15 protein-coding genes are annotated in these 16,747 nt (G+C 42.4%); 13 read left to right on the top strand and 2 right to left on the bottom strand.

Features of this window, described 5'->3' with window-relative positions:
- The first annotated feature begins 7 nt into the window (after nt 1-7).
- From ACGHVY_RS21600 to ACGHVY_RS21590, 3 genes are all read left to right on the top strand, one after another.
- Entirely contained in the window at nt 8-1,000 is a 993-nt protein-coding gene (locus ACGHVY_RS21600; protein WP_004296325.1) for a DNA-directed RNA polymerase subunit alpha, read from the top strand.
- 3 nt (nt 1,001-1,003) lie between these two features.
- Nucleotides 1,004-1,507, top strand: a complete 504-nt coding sequence (rplQ, locus tag ACGHVY_RS21595; RefSeq protein WP_390601502.1) for a 50S ribosomal protein L17 — start codon at nt 1,004-1,006, stop codon at nt 1,505-1,507.
- A 149-nt stretch (nt 1,508-1,656) separates the two neighbouring features.
- A complete protein-coding gene (locus ACGHVY_RS21590; protein ID WP_390601499.1) occupies nt 1,657-2,052 on the top strand; it encodes a hypothetical protein in 396 nt (131 codons plus the stop codon).
- A gap of 120 nt (nt 2,053-2,172) precedes the next feature.
- On the opposite strand, the gene ACGHVY_RS21585 is transcribed toward ACGHVY_RS21590, so the two are convergent.
- The gene (locus ACGHVY_RS21585; protein WP_002561845.1) at nt 2,173-3,336 is read right to left on the bottom strand and encodes an IS4 family transposase; all 1,164 of its coding nucleotides are present in this window, start codon (nt 3,334-3,336) and stop codon (nt 2,173-2,175) included.
- A gap of 153 nt (nt 3,337-3,489) precedes the next feature.
- Between ACGHVY_RS21585 and ACGHVY_RS21580 the strand changes: the two genes are divergently transcribed.
- The gene (locus tag ACGHVY_RS21580; RefSeq protein WP_390601497.1) at nt 3,490-4,038 is read left to right on the top strand and encodes a hypothetical protein; all 549 of its coding nucleotides are present in this window, start codon (nt 3,490-3,492) and stop codon (nt 4,036-4,038) included.
- Between the two features lie 9 nt (nt 4,039-4,047).
- Here ACGHVY_RS21580 and ACGHVY_RS21575 read toward each other — a convergent pair whose 3' ends face one another.
- Nucleotides 4,048-5,886 carry a MutS-related protein gene (locus ACGHVY_RS21575; protein WP_390601494.1) on the bottom strand — a complete coding sequence of 613 codons (1,839 nt, stop codon included), beginning with the start codon at nt 5,884-5,886 and terminating at the stop codon, nt 4,048-4,050.
- Between the two features lie 301 nt (nt 5,887-6,187).
- Between ACGHVY_RS21575 and ACGHVY_RS21570 the strand changes: the two genes are divergently transcribed.
- The 9 genes from ACGHVY_RS21570 (at nt 6,188) to ACGHVY_RS21530 (ending at nt 16,741) form a co-directional block, all read left to right on the top strand.
- Nucleotides 6,188-6,829: a DUF6563 family protein gene (locus ACGHVY_RS21570; RefSeq protein WP_308745649.1), complete on the top strand. Its 642-nt coding sequence runs from the start codon at nt 6,188-6,190 to the stop codon at nt 6,827-6,829.
- 116 nt (nt 6,830-6,945) lie between these two features.
- Nucleotides 6,946-8,943, top strand: a complete 1,998-nt coding sequence (locus ACGHVY_RS21565; RefSeq protein ID WP_390601492.1) for a urocanate hydratase — start codon at nt 6,946-6,948, stop codon at nt 8,941-8,943.
- Nucleotides 8,944-8,970: 27 nt separating this feature from the next.
- A complete protein-coding gene (ftcD, locus tag ACGHVY_RS21560) occupies nt 8,971-9,873 on the top strand; it encodes a glutamate formimidoyltransferase (RefSeq protein WP_308745651.1) in 903 nt (300 codons plus the stop codon).
- Between the two features lie 14 nt (nt 9,874-9,887).
- Complete coding sequence (gene hutI, locus ACGHVY_RS21555) at nt 9,888-11,141, top strand: imidazolonepropionase (protein ID WP_390601490.1); 1,254 nt, start codon at nt 9,888-9,890, stop codon at nt 11,139-11,141.
- Nucleotides 11,142-11,165: 24 nt separating this feature from the next.
- Nucleotides 11,166-11,795 carry a cyclodeaminase/cyclohydrolase family protein gene (locus ACGHVY_RS21550; RefSeq protein ID WP_308745653.1) on the top strand — a complete coding sequence of 210 codons (630 nt, stop codon included), beginning with the start codon at nt 11,166-11,168 and terminating at the stop codon, nt 11,793-11,795.
- Entirely contained in the window at nt 11,792-13,291 is a 1,500-nt protein-coding gene (gene hutH, locus ACGHVY_RS21545; protein ID WP_390601487.1) for a histidine ammonia-lyase, read from the top strand. Before ACGHVY_RS21550 ends, hutH begins: the two co-directional genes overlap by 4 nt.
- A 352-nt stretch (nt 13,292-13,643) precedes the next feature.
- A complete protein-coding gene (locus ACGHVY_RS21540; RefSeq protein ID WP_308745655.1) occupies nt 13,644-14,300 on the top strand; it encodes a TetR/AcrR family transcriptional regulator in 657 nt (218 codons plus the stop codon).
- 44 nt (nt 14,301-14,344) lie between these two features.
- Nucleotides 14,345-15,691, top strand: coding sequence for a TolC family protein (locus ACGHVY_RS21535; protein WP_308745656.1), 1,347 nt, complete (start codon nt 14,345-14,347; stop codon nt 15,689-15,691).
- Between the two features lie 33 nt (nt 15,692-15,724).
- Complete coding sequence (locus ACGHVY_RS21530; protein WP_308745657.1) at nt 15,725-16,741, top strand: efflux RND transporter periplasmic adaptor subunit; 1,017 nt, start codon at nt 15,725-15,727, stop codon at nt 16,739-16,741.
- Nucleotides 16,742-16,747: the final 6 nt, after the last annotated feature.

Genomic DNA, 16,747 nt, shown 5'->3' with positions numbered 1-16,747 from the left:
TAATTTCATGGCGATATTAGCATTTCAAAAACCTGATAAAGTATTAATGTTGGAGGCGGACTCCAGATTCGGTAAATTCGAATTCCGTCCGTTGGAACCGGGTTTTGGTATTACTGTGGGTAATGCATTACGCCGTATCCTTCTTTCTTCATTAGAGGGTTTTGCTATCACTACTATCAGGATCGATGGGGTGGAGCATGAATTTTCTAGTGTACCTGGAGTAAAAGAGGATGTTACCAACATTATCTTGAATCTGAAACAAGTGAGATTCAAGCAAGTAGTTGAAGAGTTCGAGAGCGAAAAAGTGAGCATCACTGTCGAGAATTCCAGTGAATTTAAAGCAGGTGACATAGGTAAGTATTTGACTGGATTTGAAGTGTTAAATCCGGAATTAGTTATTTGTCATTTAGATTCTAAGTCAACTATGCAGATTGATATTACTATTAACAAGGGTCGTGGTTATGTACCTGCTGATGAAAATCGCGAGTATTGCACGGACGTTAATGTAATTCCAATCGACTCTATTTATACACCGATACGTAATGTCAAGTATGCTGTAGAAAACTTCCGTGTAGAACAGAAGACTGACTACGAAAAGCTAGTGCTTGAAATTAGTACCGACGGTTCTATACATCCGAAAGAAGCACTGAAGGAAGCTGCAAAAATTCTGATTTATCACTTCATGTTGTTCTCTGATGAGAAGATCACGCTTGAAAGTAATGATACTGACGGCAATGAAGAGTTTGATGAGGAAGTATTGCATATGCGTCAGTTGTTGAAGACTAAGCTTGTTGATATGGACTTGTCAGTTCGTGCCCTTAATTGTTTGAAGGCTGCTGACGTAGAAACTCTCGGAGACTTGGTACAGTTCAACAAAACTGACTTGTTGAAATTCAGAAATTTCGGAAAGAAATCGCTTACCGAGCTTGATGATTTGCTGGAAAGTCTGAATCTGTCGTTTGGAACCGATATTTCTAAATATAAATTGGATAAAGAATAAAAAATGAGACATAATAAAAAATTCAATCATTTAGGTCGTACTGCTTCTCATAGAAGTGCTATGTTATCTAACATGGCTTGCTCTTTGATCAAGCACAAAAGAATCACTACGACTGTTGCAAAGGCGAAAGCTTTGAAGAAGTTTGTTGAGCCTTTGATTACCAAGTCTAAAGAAGACACTACGAACTCTCGTCGTGTTGTATTTAGCAATTTGCAAGATAAGATTGCGGTAACAGAATTGTTCAAGGAAATCTCTGTTAAGATTGCTGATCGTCCGGGTGGTTATACTCGTATCATCAAGACTGGTAACCGTTTGGGTGACAATGCTGAAATGTGCTTCATTGAGTTGGTTGACTACAATGAAAACATGGCAAAAGAAAAAGTTGCTAAGAAAGCTACTCGTACTCGTCGTTCTAAGAAGAATGTCGAAGCTGCTCCTGCTGCTGTTGAAGCACCTGCAACTGAAGCTCCGAAAGCTGAAGAACCAAAAGCAGAATCAGCAGAATAATTTAATAATTATTCTTATAGATATAAAAAAGGCTATTCCGAAAGGGCTAGCCTTTTTTGTTGGGAGCTTGTTTGCTAATACTAAGATAAATTAAAAGATATCCCGAATGAACTTTTCATAAGTAGAATCTGTTATATTTGCAGAAGAATATGGCAAAATTTGTAAAGGTAATATTGTTTCTGTTGCTGACAGTTGCCCTTCACGGGATCGCAGGCAATGTTTTCACTGAAAAAACAGTGGGACAGGCAGAGAATGGTATCACATATTCAGTAATACAACATGGGCAGATTAGTACTCCTGAGTTTCCTTGTTCGCCTGTGGCCGAATTGACAAATTTGCAAAGTCATCAAATATCTGTGACACGTATCCAGCGTGTGCAACTTGGTGAGTACTTCACTACATTGAAGAATCTGCTGCAATGCTGTGCTGAGCGTGATAATTCCCTTTCACAACATTTGGGGCGGATCTATGACACTACAACTTCCTATTATTGCCAGCCTTCGAGTGAATACTATGTATTTACTTTAAGGCATATCATTATTTAGCCGTTTATTTATTGGTATTATTTCTTTTATGATTACTAGTGTATATGTATGCTGGTTGTCTTTCTTATCTTTATATTTTTACTACACTAGTGTCCCGTTAAAATCGGGACGAGTTATTAATTAATCAAATAATCCCGGAATAAGGGGATTAAATTGTTCTTTGACATCATTGAAATTAGTCTTATTAAACAGCTCTTGTAAAGGCGTTTTATCTGTTAATGAGATGCTAAGAATCTGCAAGACCTCATAAGTTGAACGATTCAGTTGCATATCATATTGGACAATAGCTACTAAACAATAGGTGATGATAGCAACACTAATCTGTATTCGAACCGCATTCTCGGTAGTACCCCAGAACCTTTTTATCTTAAGGTGTTGTTTCAGCCATTTGAAGAAAAGTTCCACGAACCATCTTTTCTTATAAAGATTGGCAACATCAAGTGCAGATATGTGTTTGGCATTCGTCAGGAATGTGAATTCACGATCATCCTCTTCATCATAGAAACGGATGACTCTGAATGATTCAGGATACTTCTTTTCAGAAGTGTACCCTATCAGTTTCACTTCCGCATCTGAAAGGATATTCTTCGGCATTCTACGCTTCCATTTACAGAACTTGCATTTCAGATTAGACTTCGCTCTGACTACAAAGAAAGAACCTGTAAGATGAATCCGATAAAGTTCTTTAAACGAGTCATACGCTCTGTCAAATATATAATAAGCATTTGGCTCATAATTAATTGCGGACATTTCTGTTGAATCATGCCTGGATGCTGTAGTTACTGTATAAAAGGCTGGAAGTTGTGCTTCTATGTCATAAAGGACATGAGCCTTAACTCCACCTTTTTTCTTACGGAACTTCGCCCAAGGGAATGTAGCCAAACATAAAGGAATCGTAGTGGAATCAAACGCATACTTCCTTCCTGGAATATCCAAGATGTGAGTCGATCGTTTTTCACATGCTTCCTTCATCATATAGAAAGCAAAATCTTCGAAGATTCTGTAATCCCGATTCTGATTGGCAGATGCAAGCGTAGTTTTGGCAATGGGCTCACGACCCAATCCCAAATGATAACGCTTTCCTTGATGTGCTTCCAAAGCTACAATCAAGTCACGAAGACTTTCACGATTACTGAGTTGACCGAACATCATTGCAAGTAACTGACTCCAGCAAGTGAAATGTTTCACATAACGATTGCCATCATACTTGTCTACAAGTCTTCTGAACTTATCATTGTTCAAGAATTCTACTAACTGAGCGAAAACATATTTATCTTGGTTCATTTGAGGTCACCTTAATTGACCTCAAAGGTATGATTTCAAATCGTCGCGCCTAAAAAGTAGTATCTAATAGACTATATTTCAATTATTTCAAAGAACTATTTATCCACTTTTACGGGACAGTAATGTTTTTACTAATAAATTAAACTTTATATTATGGCAACTACTCAAGCTATTGATGCTACTATATTTGCATCTTCACATCCCGATATCGCTAAACGTACCAGTGTTTCCGGAGTTTTAATCTCTTCTGTAATGTTATTGGTCGGTATTTTGGCCTTTGGTTTTACCTTTGAGTTGGAAGACAAGTCTTCTACAATTAGTATGGCTTTAATGGTACTTGGAACAGGATTGTTCCTGATGGGTATTTTCCGTCTTTTCTGGAAATCCAAGGAAGTTGTGTATTTACCTACTGGAAGTGTAACTAAAGAACACTGCATATTCTTTGATTTGAAGCATATGGACTCTTTGACGAATCTAGTCAATTCTGGTTCATTTTCAGCCGGAACAGCTATTAAAAGCGCGTTAAGTGGTAATATACGTATGGACGTGATACTTTCTGAAGACAAGAAGTTCGCAGCCGTACAATTGTTCCAGTTTGTGCCTTATAATTATCAGCCGATAACATCTGTGCAATATTTTACAAATGATGGAGCTTCCGCTGTGGTAGCTTTTCTATCAAGATGTAAGCAGAATACGATATAAAATAGAACTTTAATTTTCATGCATAAGATGGGGGGAGTCGTCAACAACGGCTATCCCCATTTTTTTCATCAAGAAACAGGCATTCATATTTTGGGCGACTCCGTCTCTCATTTGGTAAGAAAAGGTAAGTTCGTTATTTGTTATATCTGCTTCGAAACAATAGTTCCGGATATTCTGCGGGAAGGAGTCTATTAAAGTCCCTAACAAAAGATCATGAGTAGCGATAATACCATTAGCGTTCATATTCATGAATTGCTTGATGAGAGCGAAAGAACCTTTTTGCTTATCCATGGAGTTCGTCCCTTTCAGAATCTCGTCAAGGATAATAAAAAGCTCTTCCCTTGCTTCCAGTTTATCTATGATTAGTTTTAACCGTTTCAGTTCGGCAAAGAAATAAGATTCGTTATCGGTCAATGAATCACTGGTGCGGAGACTGGTGACGAGGCGTGCCGGATATATCTCCATTCGGTCAGCCCAAACGGGGGCGCCTATGCATGCTAAGAGATAATTCACACCTACTGTACGTAAGTAAGTACTTTTACCTGCCATATTTGCTCCGGTGATAATAATGAAGAAAGGACGTTTGTCGATATCTATTCCATTGCGTACGCATTTGTTACGCCCCATTAAAGGGTGACCGAGCGCTTTGGCTTGCAGATGGAAAGACTGTGAGGAAATCTCAGGATAAATATATCCGGGATGATTGTATGCGAATGTAGCTAGGGAACAGTAAGCATCTATTTCCCCAATTGTCTCTATCCAGCGTGGAAGATTGCCGGCATGTATTTCTTTCCATTGTTCAATTCTCATTACTTGACGTAGTTCCCAAAATATAAGACCGTTGAGTATGCTGCTTATCAGCAGATTATTCCGTTGGTCAAGAGCATTCATTAATTTGGAAAGCTGCCGGACTGCCTGAGAAGCAGTTTGATTTTGATTGGTAAGTTTCGTCTTTAATTGTTTCAATACAAGACTTTGCATTTCTTTTTTCTCCGTAAGAAGAATCTGATCGGCATATGTGGAGAGAATTTGCAGCTTTTCACCATAGGTCGTTTGCAGTTTGGTGATTCCTTTGGAAAAGATAGAACTGAATATTACAAAGCTTATAAATACACCACCGGCAACGCTGGCAGGTAAAATGTTCCCAAAAGCAAGGCTTATACATATGAGATTGATGATACTTACTATTGTCGGGATGATACGTAATAATGTATGTTTCCGGTAATAACTCGGACTGTCGGCCCATTCTTTGATTTCAGCAGTATCAGCAGGCTTTCCTTTATACAATAATCCAAGCAAACGGATTTGCTGTCGGTATTCCAGTTCTGTTGACAATTCGCGAATAGCTTCTTGACGTTGCTTGATAGCTTCCTTAGCTTCCAGATGGGTATTGAACCAGTTGGCGAGATGCTGTTTGCCGACAGGCGTTGACGTCCGATTAATATATTGGAAGAGAGAACGTTCTCCAAATATGTCCAGATCGAATGTATAGAGATGTCCGGGATCAATATACTCCTCACCAGCATCAAAATCAGAGAAATCATATTGAATGGCTTTCAATTCCTGTTCATTGATTACTATTTTCTTCTTTAGAAAATCCTTCCGTTGAAACCAAAAATTGTGGCGTTTTACCAGCCAAATAAATAAGATAAAAGGTAGGGCAGCAAATGCAGAAATATACAGCCATCCGCCAGACCAAAAGACGATGGCACCAGCTATGGCACCAACGAATAAAATCAATCGCAAAAGACTGATATAATAGATACGTTTCTGGGCATCTTGTAATGCCAATTCTGCTTCTTGAATGACTTGTTGATATATAGCAATAATCTGTTCCAGTTTTTCCATGATAAATTCAATACTTTTTCGCAAAGGTAATATAATTCGTAACGGTCAAGATAAGAGCTTGTTTTAGTCGGGAGCAAATTTACCGTTTATTAACGGGTGACGATTGAAATATAGATTCAGCAATAATCATTCGTATATCTCTTCTGATAATGTATGTAGAGTAAGAGTAACGGGGGCAGGAAAGTAAATGTTGGTATCCTGTTCCTTTTTTCGATCTTTTTGTATTTCTCCTTGCATTTATCCGCTAAAATTTATAACTTTCCACACTAAAATGAGTTTAGGCAGGAAAGAAGGGTGGTCTATGAAGAAAGGATGTATCTTATTGTTGTTGATGAGCGTGGTTAGCTTTCCGTTAATTGCGCAGAATATTATTTATTCCAACTTAAAAGAGTTGCTTGCTCAGGATGGCGATACCGTTGCTGTGTTGCGGGTAGAAAAGCGTTCCCGGAATCAGATAGTGCTGTCAGGCGGGGCCGATTATCGGATAACGGCAGGTAGTGATGAGTCTATGGGGAGACGGTTGAAAAAGCGCTGTTTTGCCGTGCGTGATGAAAAAGGAAATTTATATTTGAATTGTCGTAAGTTGCGATATAAAAAGCTGCGTTTTGGAGCTTGGTATGCTCCGGCTGTTCAATTGGATAAGAAAATCTATTTCTGTGCCATGCCTTTAGGTTCCGTTGTCGGTGGAAATTTCGTAGAAGAAGATGATGTTAAGTTGGGTGGAAATATCGGTGATGCCATTGCAGCTTCAAGTTTGGTCACAAAACGCGTCTGCTATGAATTGAATACAGAGACAGGAAAGGTTGAATTTCTGGACAAAAACAAGATGCTTGGATTATTGAAAAAATATCCCGAACTGAAACAAGCCTATTTAAAAGATGCCAGTCCGGAAGCGAAACATACTTTTAAATATTTGCTGGAATTGCAGGATAAACAGGAATAATAACTTTCTGATAATAAAATCTTTGTTTTTCTTGCCTTTTATCTCCTTTTTTTCTATCTTGCGAAGAGTTGTACGACGGTGTTACTTACAGTTTGTAATCCTTAATCTGTTTTATTATGAAAATAACTCTTGGCAACACGCTCCCATCTTATCCGGGGTTTGTAGAAGGTATCCGGAGAGCTCCCGACCGTGGTTATACACTTACCCCGGCTCAGACAGTTACAGCATTGAAAAACGCATTGCGTTATATCCCCTCTGAATGGCATGAACAATTAGCTGCTGAATTTATGGAGGAACTGCGTACTCGAGGCCGGATTTATGGATACCGCTTTCGTCCTGAAGGTGATTTGAAAGCAAAGCCGATAGATGAGTATCGCGGCCGCTGCCTGGAAGGTAAAGCCTTTCAGGTGATGATTGATAATAATCTCAGTTTTGATATAGCTCTATATCCTTACGAACTTGTCACATATGGTGAAACCGGACAAGTCTGCCAGAACTGGATGCAATATCGCCTGATAAAACAATATTTGGAAGAACTGACTCAAGAACAAACTCTGGTGATTGAATCCGGTCATCCCTTAGGACTTTTTCATTCCCGTCCTGACGCCCCCCGTGTTATTATAACCAACTCCATGATGATAGGCCAATTCGACAATCTGCACGACTGGCATATTGCTGCCCAAATGGGAGTTGCCAATTACGGTCAGATGACAGCTGGCGGTTGGATGTATATCGGTCCTCAGGGAATTGTTCATGGTACATTCAATACATTACTCAATGCTGGGCGCTTGAAACTCGGCATACCGCAAGATAAAGATTTGCGGGGACATCTGTTTGTATCTTCCGGTTTGGGTGGAATGAGCGGAGCCCAACCTAAAGCCGCAGAGATAGCCGGAGCAGCTTCCATTATTGCCGAAGTAGATAGTTCCCGTATCGAAACACGCTATCGTCAGGGATGGGTGGCACATATCACGGAGGACGTGGCAGAAGCCTATCGGATGGCAAACGAAGCGATGCAACGTTGCGAACCCTGTTCAATAGCCTATCACGGAAATGTAGTCGATCTGCTCGAATATGCCGAACAGAGAAATATCCTCATCGAACTATTATCTGATCAAACTTCTTGCCATGCCGTATACGAAGGCGGTTATTGTCCTGTCGGACTGACTTTTGAAGAACGTACGCAACTTCTTCATGAGTCTCCCGAACAATTCCGGCAGTTGGTAGATGCATCCCTGTATCGTCATTTTGAAGTTATTAAAAAGCTGGTAGCTCGGGGAACCTATTTCTTCGATTATGGAAACTCCTTTATGAAAGCGATCTATGATGCCGGAGTAAAAGAAATATCTCGCAACGGTGTGGATGAGAAAGATGGTTTCATTTGGCCGAGCTATGTGGAAGACATTATGGGACCTCAACTCTTTGATTACGGTTACGGTCCTTTTCGTTGGGTTTGCCTGAGTGGGAAACATGAAGATCTGATAAAAACGGACCATGCAGCCATGGAATGTATCGATGTCAATCGGCGTGGACAGGATTTAGATAATTATAATTGGATACGAGATGCGGAAAAGAACCAACTGGTAGTAGGAACTCAGGCACGTATCCTTTATCAGGATGCTGTGGGAAGGATGAATATCGCACTCCGTTTCAATGAAATGGTTCGCCGTGGAGAAGTAGGTCCCATCATGTTAGGTCGGGATCACCATGATGTGAGTGGAACAGATTCTCCTTTCCGGGAAACATCGAATATAAAAGATGGAAGCAATGTGATGGCGGATATGGCTGTGCAGTGCTTTGCCGGCAACTGTGCCCGTGGAATGAGCCTTGTAGCTTTGCACAATGGCGGTGGAGTCGGTATTGGAAAAGCGATCAACGGTGGCTTTGGTATGGTATGTGATGGCAGTGAGCGAGTAGATGAAATACTCCGTTCCGCCATGCTTTGGGATGTAATGGGGGGAGTAGCACGCCGTTCCTGGGCTCGCAATCCGCATGCGATAGAAACTAGTGAATCATTTAACGAATCTCATGCCGGAGACTATCAAATAACCATGCCATATCTGGCAGATGAAGAATTAATAGAGAAAGTTGTCGCGCAAAATGCGATTCTTTGAGATGTAACCATAAGATAGATATTTATTATGAGCTGGAACAAAATCATTGAATGTGTCCCCAATTTTAGTGAAGGGCGTGATTTGGAGAAAATTGATAAAATAGTAGCTTCTTTCCGTGGAAAAGCAGGCGTAAAACTACTTGATTATAGTAACGATGAGGATCATAACCGTTTGGTCGTCACTCTTGTCGGCGAACCTGAAGCTTTGCGTGACGCAGTGGTCGAAGCTGTTGGCGTTGCCGTCCGTCTGATAGACCTGAATCATCATAGCGGGCAACACCCCCGTATGGGAGCAGTGGACGTTGTCCCTTTCATTCCGATTAAAAACACTACGATGGAAGAAGCAATCACCCTGTCGAAAGAAGTTGCTGCCCGTGTAGCCGAGTTATACAACCTTCCTGTCTTCCTGTATGAAAAGTCTGCCACTGCACCGCACCGGGAGAATCTGGCTGCCGTTCGCAAAGGCGAATTTGAAGGAATGGCTGAGAAAATAAAACTTCCCGAATGGCAACCGGATTTCGGTCCCGCCGAACGTCATCCCACCGCGGGAACCGTAGCCATCGGAGCCCGTATGCCGCTTGTCGCTTATAACATCAATTTGAGTACGGATAATCTTGAAATAGCTACTAAGATAGCCAAGAATATCCGCCATATCAATGGCGGGTTCCGCTATGTCAAAGCGATGGGAGTGGAGTTGAAAGAGCGGAACATAACTCAGGTATCCATCAATATGACCGACTACACCCGTACCGCACTCTATCGTGTCTTCGAATTAGTCCGTATCGAAGCTCGCCGCTATGGTGTCACGATTGTCGGCAGTGAGATAATCGGTCTTGTTCCGATGGAAGCCCTGATCGACACAGCCTCCTACTACCTCGGACTGGAAAACTTCTCGATGCAACAAGTCTTGGAAGCGCGCATCATGGAATAACTAAAAGTAACTATATGAGTGAAAACCTGATTATATTCAATGCCCGTATTGTCACCCCTATCGGCTTTTCTGCCCGTAGAGGTGAAGAGATGTCGCAACTGCAAATCATAGAAAACGGGACTGTGGAAGTAACCAAAGGAATCATCACCTATGTCGGTGAAAACCGTGGTGAAGACCGCGATGGCTACTATCAGAACTACTGGCATTACAACGCTCGCGGCCATTGTCTGCTACCCGGCTTTGTCGATTCCCATACCCATTTTGTATTCGGCGGAGAACGCTCCGAAGAATTCTCATGGCGTCTGAAAGGTGAAAGCTATATGTCCATTATGGAACGTGGCGGCGGTATTGCCAGTACCGTCAAAGCAACGCGGGAAATGAATTTCTTGAGACTTCGTTCGGCAGCCGAAACATTTCTGAAAAAGATGAGCACGATGGGAGTGACTACAGTAGAGGGAAAAAGTGGCTACGGTCTGGACCGTGAAACCGAACTGTTACAACTCAAAATAATGCGTAGCCTGAATAATGACGAGCATAAACGTGTCGACATCGTTTCCACTTTCCTTGGAGCCCATGCTCTTCCAAAAGAATATAAAGGAAGAAGTGATGCCTATATCGACTTTCTGATTCACGAAATGCTTCCTGTCGTCCGTGCAAACGCACTCGCCGAATGTTGTGATGTCTTTTGTGAACAAGGCGTTTTCTCCATCGAACAATCCCGTCGCCTACTCCAAGCTGCCAAAGACCAAGGTTTTCTGCTGAAACTTCATGCAGACGAAATAGTTTCTTTCGGTGGAGCAGAATTAGCCGCCGAATTGGGAGCTTTATCCGCTGACCATCTGTTGCACGCTTCCGATGCCGGTATTCGTGCAATGGCTGATACTGGCGTAGTGGCCACTCTGTTACCTTTGACAGCTTTTGCCCTGAAAGAACCTTATGCACGTGGACGTGAAATGATTGATGCCGGCTGTGCCGTAGCTCTTGCTACCGACCTGAATCCGGGCAGTTGCTTCTCCGGTTCCATCCCTTTAACCATCGCCCTTGCATGCATCTACATGAAATTGAGTGTGGAAGAAACCATCACTGCCCTGACCTTGAACGGTGCTGCTGCCCTTCAGCGAGCCAACTGTATCGGCAGTATTGAAGTCGGCAAACAAGGCGATTTTGTTGTCCTGAATTCCGGAGACTATCACATCCTGCCTTACTATATAGGAATGAACAGCGTAATAATGACTATAAAAGGTGGTATGTTATATCCTGCCAATTAATAACTAACTAAAAAATAGAATACCATGTTAGCAGATTTAACCGTAAAAGATTTCTTAGATAAAGTGGCTGGCAGTGACCCTGTGCCCGGTGGTGGTAGTATTGCTGCGTTAAGTGGTGCATTAGCTTCCGCCCTTTCCACAATGGTAACCCGGTTGACCGTAGGTAAGAAAGGCTATGAAATCAGCGAAGAACTAATGCAGCACGCACAAACAATCACTCTCCGCCTGTTAGGCGAATTTATCGCACTTATCGATAAAGACTCCGAAGCCTACAATGCAGTATTTGCTTGCTTCAAACTTCCCAAAACAACCGATGAAGAAAAAGCCGTCCGAAGTGCTGCTATTCAGGAAGCAACCAAACAAGCTGCCCTCATCCCTTTGGAAGTAGCCCGGAAAGCCCTTGATATGATGGCAATTATCGCCGATGTAGCCCGTTTCGGCAATCGAAATGCCGTTACCGATGCCTGCGTAGCCATGATGTCCGCTCGTTCTGCCGTTTTAGGAGCTTTGTTGAATGTCCGTATCAACCTCGGTTCGCTCAAAGACCGGGAATTTGTCATCCAACTGCAAGCTGAAGCCGATAAGATAGAGCAGGCTGCTTGTCAGAAAGAAAAAGAAATACTGGATGCCGTTAATCAAGATTTGCGCGTATGAGTAAGAATGTATACCATGTCGGTTCCGGTGAATTAACCTTCGAAATCATCGAACGGATTATTAACGAGAACTTAAAACTGGAATTAGCTCCCGAAGCCAAGCTACGTATTCAGAAATGCCGTGACTACCTTGACTGTAAGATAGCTTCTTCCGAAGAGCCCCTGTATGGCATAACAACAGGTTTCGGTTCTTTATGTACCAAGAACATCTCTTCCGGCGAGCTAGGTACACTCCAAGAAAACCTGATAAAGAGTCATGCTTGCAGCGTAGGCGAAGAAATCCGCCCGGTCATTATCAAACTGATGTTGTTGTTGAAAGCTCACGCCCTCTCTCTCGGACATAGTGGCGTACAAGTTATCACAGTACAGCGTATTCTCGATTTCTTCAATAATGACGTCATGCCTATCGTTTATGACCGCGGTTCTCTCGGAGCATCCGGAGATCTCGCCCCGCTGGCTAATCTCTTCCTTCCCCTGATTGGTGTTGGTGATGTCTATTATAAAGGAAAGAAATGTGAGGCTATCAGCGTTCTCGACGAATTTGGTTGGGAACCTGTCAAACTGATGAGTAAAGAAGGGCTTGCATTGCTGAACGGCACACAATTCATGAGTGCCAACGGTGTATTCGCCATGCTCAAAGCTTTCCGCATCTCGAAGAAAGCCGACCTCATCGCCGCCCTTTCCCTCGAAGCTTTTGACGGCCGGATCGACCCGTTTATGGACTGTATCCAACAAATCCGCCCCCATCAGGGACAGATTGAGACAGGCGAAGCTTTCCGTAAACTACTGGCCGGCAGTGAACTTATCGAACGTCATAAAGAACATGTGCAGGATCCTTATTCTTTCCGGTGCATCCCTCAGGTGCATGGCGCCACGAAAGATGCGATTCGTTACGTTGCTTCTGTCCTGTTGACAGAAATCAACTCTGTCACAGACAATCCCACCATCTTTCCTGACGAAGACCGGATTATCTCAGGCGGAAACTTCCATGGGCAACCGCTTGCCATCTCTTATGATTTTCTTGCTATTGCTTTGGCCGAATTGGGAAACATCTCCGAGCGCCGCGTTTCCCAACTGATAATGGGACTTCGCGGACTGCCTGAATTTCTGGTAGCCAATCCCGGCCTGAACTCCGGTTTCATGATTCCGCAATATGCCGCCGCTTCGATGGTCAGCCAGAATAAAATGTACTGTTATGCCGCATCAAGCGATTCCATTGTCTCTTCCAACGGACAGGAAGATCACGTGAGTATGGGCGCCAATGCCGCCACCAAACTCTATAAAATAATGGATAACCTTGAACATATTCTTGCTATTGAACTGATGAACGCTGCACAAGGTATCTACTTCCGTCGTCCGCTGAAAACGTCTCCCGTTCTGGAGCGTTTCCTTCATGCTTACAGGAAAGAAGTGCCCTTTGTGAAAGATGACATTGTGATGTACAAGGAGATACATAAAACAGTTGCCTTCCTGAAAAGGAATCAAATAGAATATTAACCATAAACCCATCCCTTTTTCTATTTTCGTTAATATGGGCAACTGTTATTGCCGGGTAAGTGTCGATTTTTATCGGCGTTTATCCGGCATTTATCGGTCAGAACCCTTCTGATAGCGATAAAACTTTACTCCATATTCTTTTACTTCCTACCTTTGCCGTGTATTTGTTCCATATTACCTCTTAACACTTGTTTTCATATGAGTCCATTGAATGATAATAATTCTCAAATGGACTATAAATACGTGGAAACTTAATTTGTTAATTGAGTTTTCTATTTATCTTTGTTCCGTTTTTCCTCTGTAAATGAAGATAAAACGAAAACTGCATTAAAACAATAAAGAAGAACGAACGATGACAGAGCATGGAAAAGACGCTTCCCAAAGAGCAGAATTAAGAGAACGAATCGTGGTGACGGCAATGGAAGCTTTCAGAACGAAAGGTATCAGGAGTATTACAATGGACGATATTGCGGCAGCATTAGGTATATCCAAACGTACGCTCTACGAAGTCTTTGCGGATAAGGAGTCATTGTTGAGAGAATGCATATTGAAGGCACAGGCAGACAGAGACAGGTATTTGCAGCAGGTATATGAGGAATCGCACAATGTGCTGGAAGTGATACTTGCAGTGTTTCAGAAAAGCATTGAAGTGTTTCATCAGACGAATAAACGTTTTTTTGAGGACATCAAGAAATATCCGAAGGTATACGAGATAATGAGAGCCCGGCAGGACAGTGATTCGGTGAAAACAATGTCCTTCTTTAAGGTGGGGGTAGACCAGGGTATTTTTCGTTCAGATGTGAATTTTGCTATTGTCAATATGTTGGTACGTGAGCAGTTTGACGTATTGCTGAATACCGATGTTTGCAATGAATATCCTTTTATAGAAGTGTACGAGTCTATTATGTTCACCTATATTCGTGGCATTTCTACAGAGAAAGGAGCAAAGGTATTAGAAGATTTTATACAAGAATATCGTAAGAACCGCATGGGCGAAAAGCAAGAGTGAGGTTCTGTTGACAAACAATTAAAGATTTAATTAGAAACCAGTTTATGAACAAAATGAAAAGACCGACAGGTAAGAAGATTCTTCTGATGGCTGTAGTGTTCTGTGCGTTTGGCTTTGCAAAAGCTCAGGAGACTCAGGTGGCGGGGAATACGCTGACCTTAACCTTAGACAAAGCCTTGGAAATTGCCTTGGATGAGAATCCGACAATGAAAGTGGCGGCAGAAGAGATTGCTTTGAAGAAAGTAGCCGGTAAGGAAGCATGGCAAAGTCTGTTGCCCGAAGCCAGCATCGCCGGCTCTGTGGATCATACAATCAAGGCAGCCGAAATGAAATTGAATGATATGTCGTTCAAGATGGGACAGGACGGTACGAACACCGCCAATGCCGGATTGAGCATAAATCTGCCTTTGTTTGTGCCGGGTGTGTACCGTGCCATGTCAATGACAAAGACAGATATCGAACTTGCAGTAGAGAAGTCGCGCGCTTCCAAACTGGATTTGGTGAATCAGGTAAGTAAAGCCTACTATCAGTTGATGCTTGCACAAGACAGTTACGAAGTACTTCAAGGCAGTTACAAACTGGCAGAAGACAATTATAATGTTGTCAATGCCAAGTATCAGCAGGGGACTGTGAGCGAATATGATAAAATCAGTGCGGAAGTGCAGATGCGCAGCATCAAACCGAACCTGATTTCGGCAGCCAACGCAGTGACTTTGGCTAAGTTGCAGCTCAAAGTGTTGATGGGCATTACTGCCGATGTGGAGATTAAGATTAATGATAGTCTGACTAATTACGAGATGGTTATGTTTGCCAACCAATTGAAGGAAGAGAACGTAAATCTGAACAACAATACCACTATGAAACAGTTGGACTTGAACATGAAGTTATTAGAGAAGAACGTCAAGTCTTTGAAAACAAACTTTATGCCGACTCTTTCGATGAGTTTCTCCTACAACTATCAATCCTTGTATAATCCGAATATCAACTTCTTCGATTATAACTGGAGCAACAGTTCGAGCCTGATGTTCAATCTCAGCATTCCTTTGTATAAGGCAAGCAACTTTACGAAAGTAAAATCCGCCCGTATTCAGATGCGCCAGCTTGATTGGAACCGTATCGATACGGAAAGACAGTTGAATATGCAGATTGTCAGTTGCCGTAACAATATGGCTGCTAACACAGAGCAGGTAGTCAGCAATAAAGAAAATATAATGCAGGCTAAGAAAGCGGTGGTGATTGCCGAAAAACGTTATGATGTAGGTAAAGGTACGGTGCTCGAACTCAACAGTTCTCAAGTGGCACTGACGCAAGCCCAACTCACTTACAATCAGTCAATATATGATTATCTGGTTGCTAAGGCAGACCTCGACCAAATTTTAGGAAAAGAATAAAGATAGACAACTAAAAAATTACAACTAAGGAATATGAAAAAAGGTATCCAATTAGTAGCCCTGCTGTTAGCTGTGTTTATGGGCTCATGTACAGGTGGAAAAGACAAAGCTACTGTGGAACACGTGGACGCGAAACCCATCGTGAAACTGGCAGAGGTAAAAGCTCGTCCCGTAGAGCAGATACAAGATTATACGGCAACGGTAGAAGCAGAAGTGAAAAACAATATCGCTCCTTCATCTCCCGTACGTATCGACAAGATCTTTGTAGAGGTGGGCGACCGCGTATCCAAAGGACAGAAATTAGTGCAGATGGATGCAGCTAACCTGAATCAGACAAAGTTGCAACTGGATAATCAGAGAATCGAATTTAACCGTATCGACGAACTTTATAAAGTGGGCGGTGCATCCAAATCAGAATGGGATGCTTCAAAGATGCAACTTGACGTGACAGAGACAGCTTATAAGAATCTGTTGGAGAACACTTCTTTGCTGAGCCCGATTAGTGGTGTAATTACTGCGCGCAACTATGATAACGGTGATATGTACAGTGGGGGAGAGCCGGTACTGGTCGTAGAACAAATTACTCCGGTGAAACTCCTTATCAATGTATCCGAAACCTACTTTACAAAAGTGAAGAAAGGTGCGCCGGTAGACGTGAAGCTGGATGTATATGGTGATGAAGTATTCACAGGAACCATTAATCTGGTTTATCCTACGATAGACGCTGCTACCCGTACATTCCAGGTAGAAATCAGACTGGACAACAGAGACCAGCGCGTACGTCCTGGAATGTTTGCCCGTGTAACGTTGAACTTCGGTACGGCCGACAACGTGGTTGTTCCCGATCTGGCTATCGTGAAACAGGCAGGTTCCGGTGACCGTTATGTATTCGTTTATAAAGATGGCAAAGTATCTTATAATAAAGTAGAGTTAGGTAGACGTATGGGTGCGGAGTACGAGTTGAAATCCGGTGTACCCGATAATTCTCAGGTTGTAGTTGCCGGCCAGTCACGTTTGGTGAACGGTATGGAAGTGGAAGTTGAGAAATAAGTTTAT

The sequence above is a fragment of the Bacteroides sp. f07 genome (assembly GCF_042854785.1).
Taxonomy (GTDB): Bacteria; Bacteroidota; Bacteroidia; order Bacteroidales; family Bacteroidaceae; genus Bacteroides.
The sequence above is the reverse complement of the archived record's forward strand: the minus strand, read 5'-3'. Positions and strand labels throughout refer to the sequence as shown.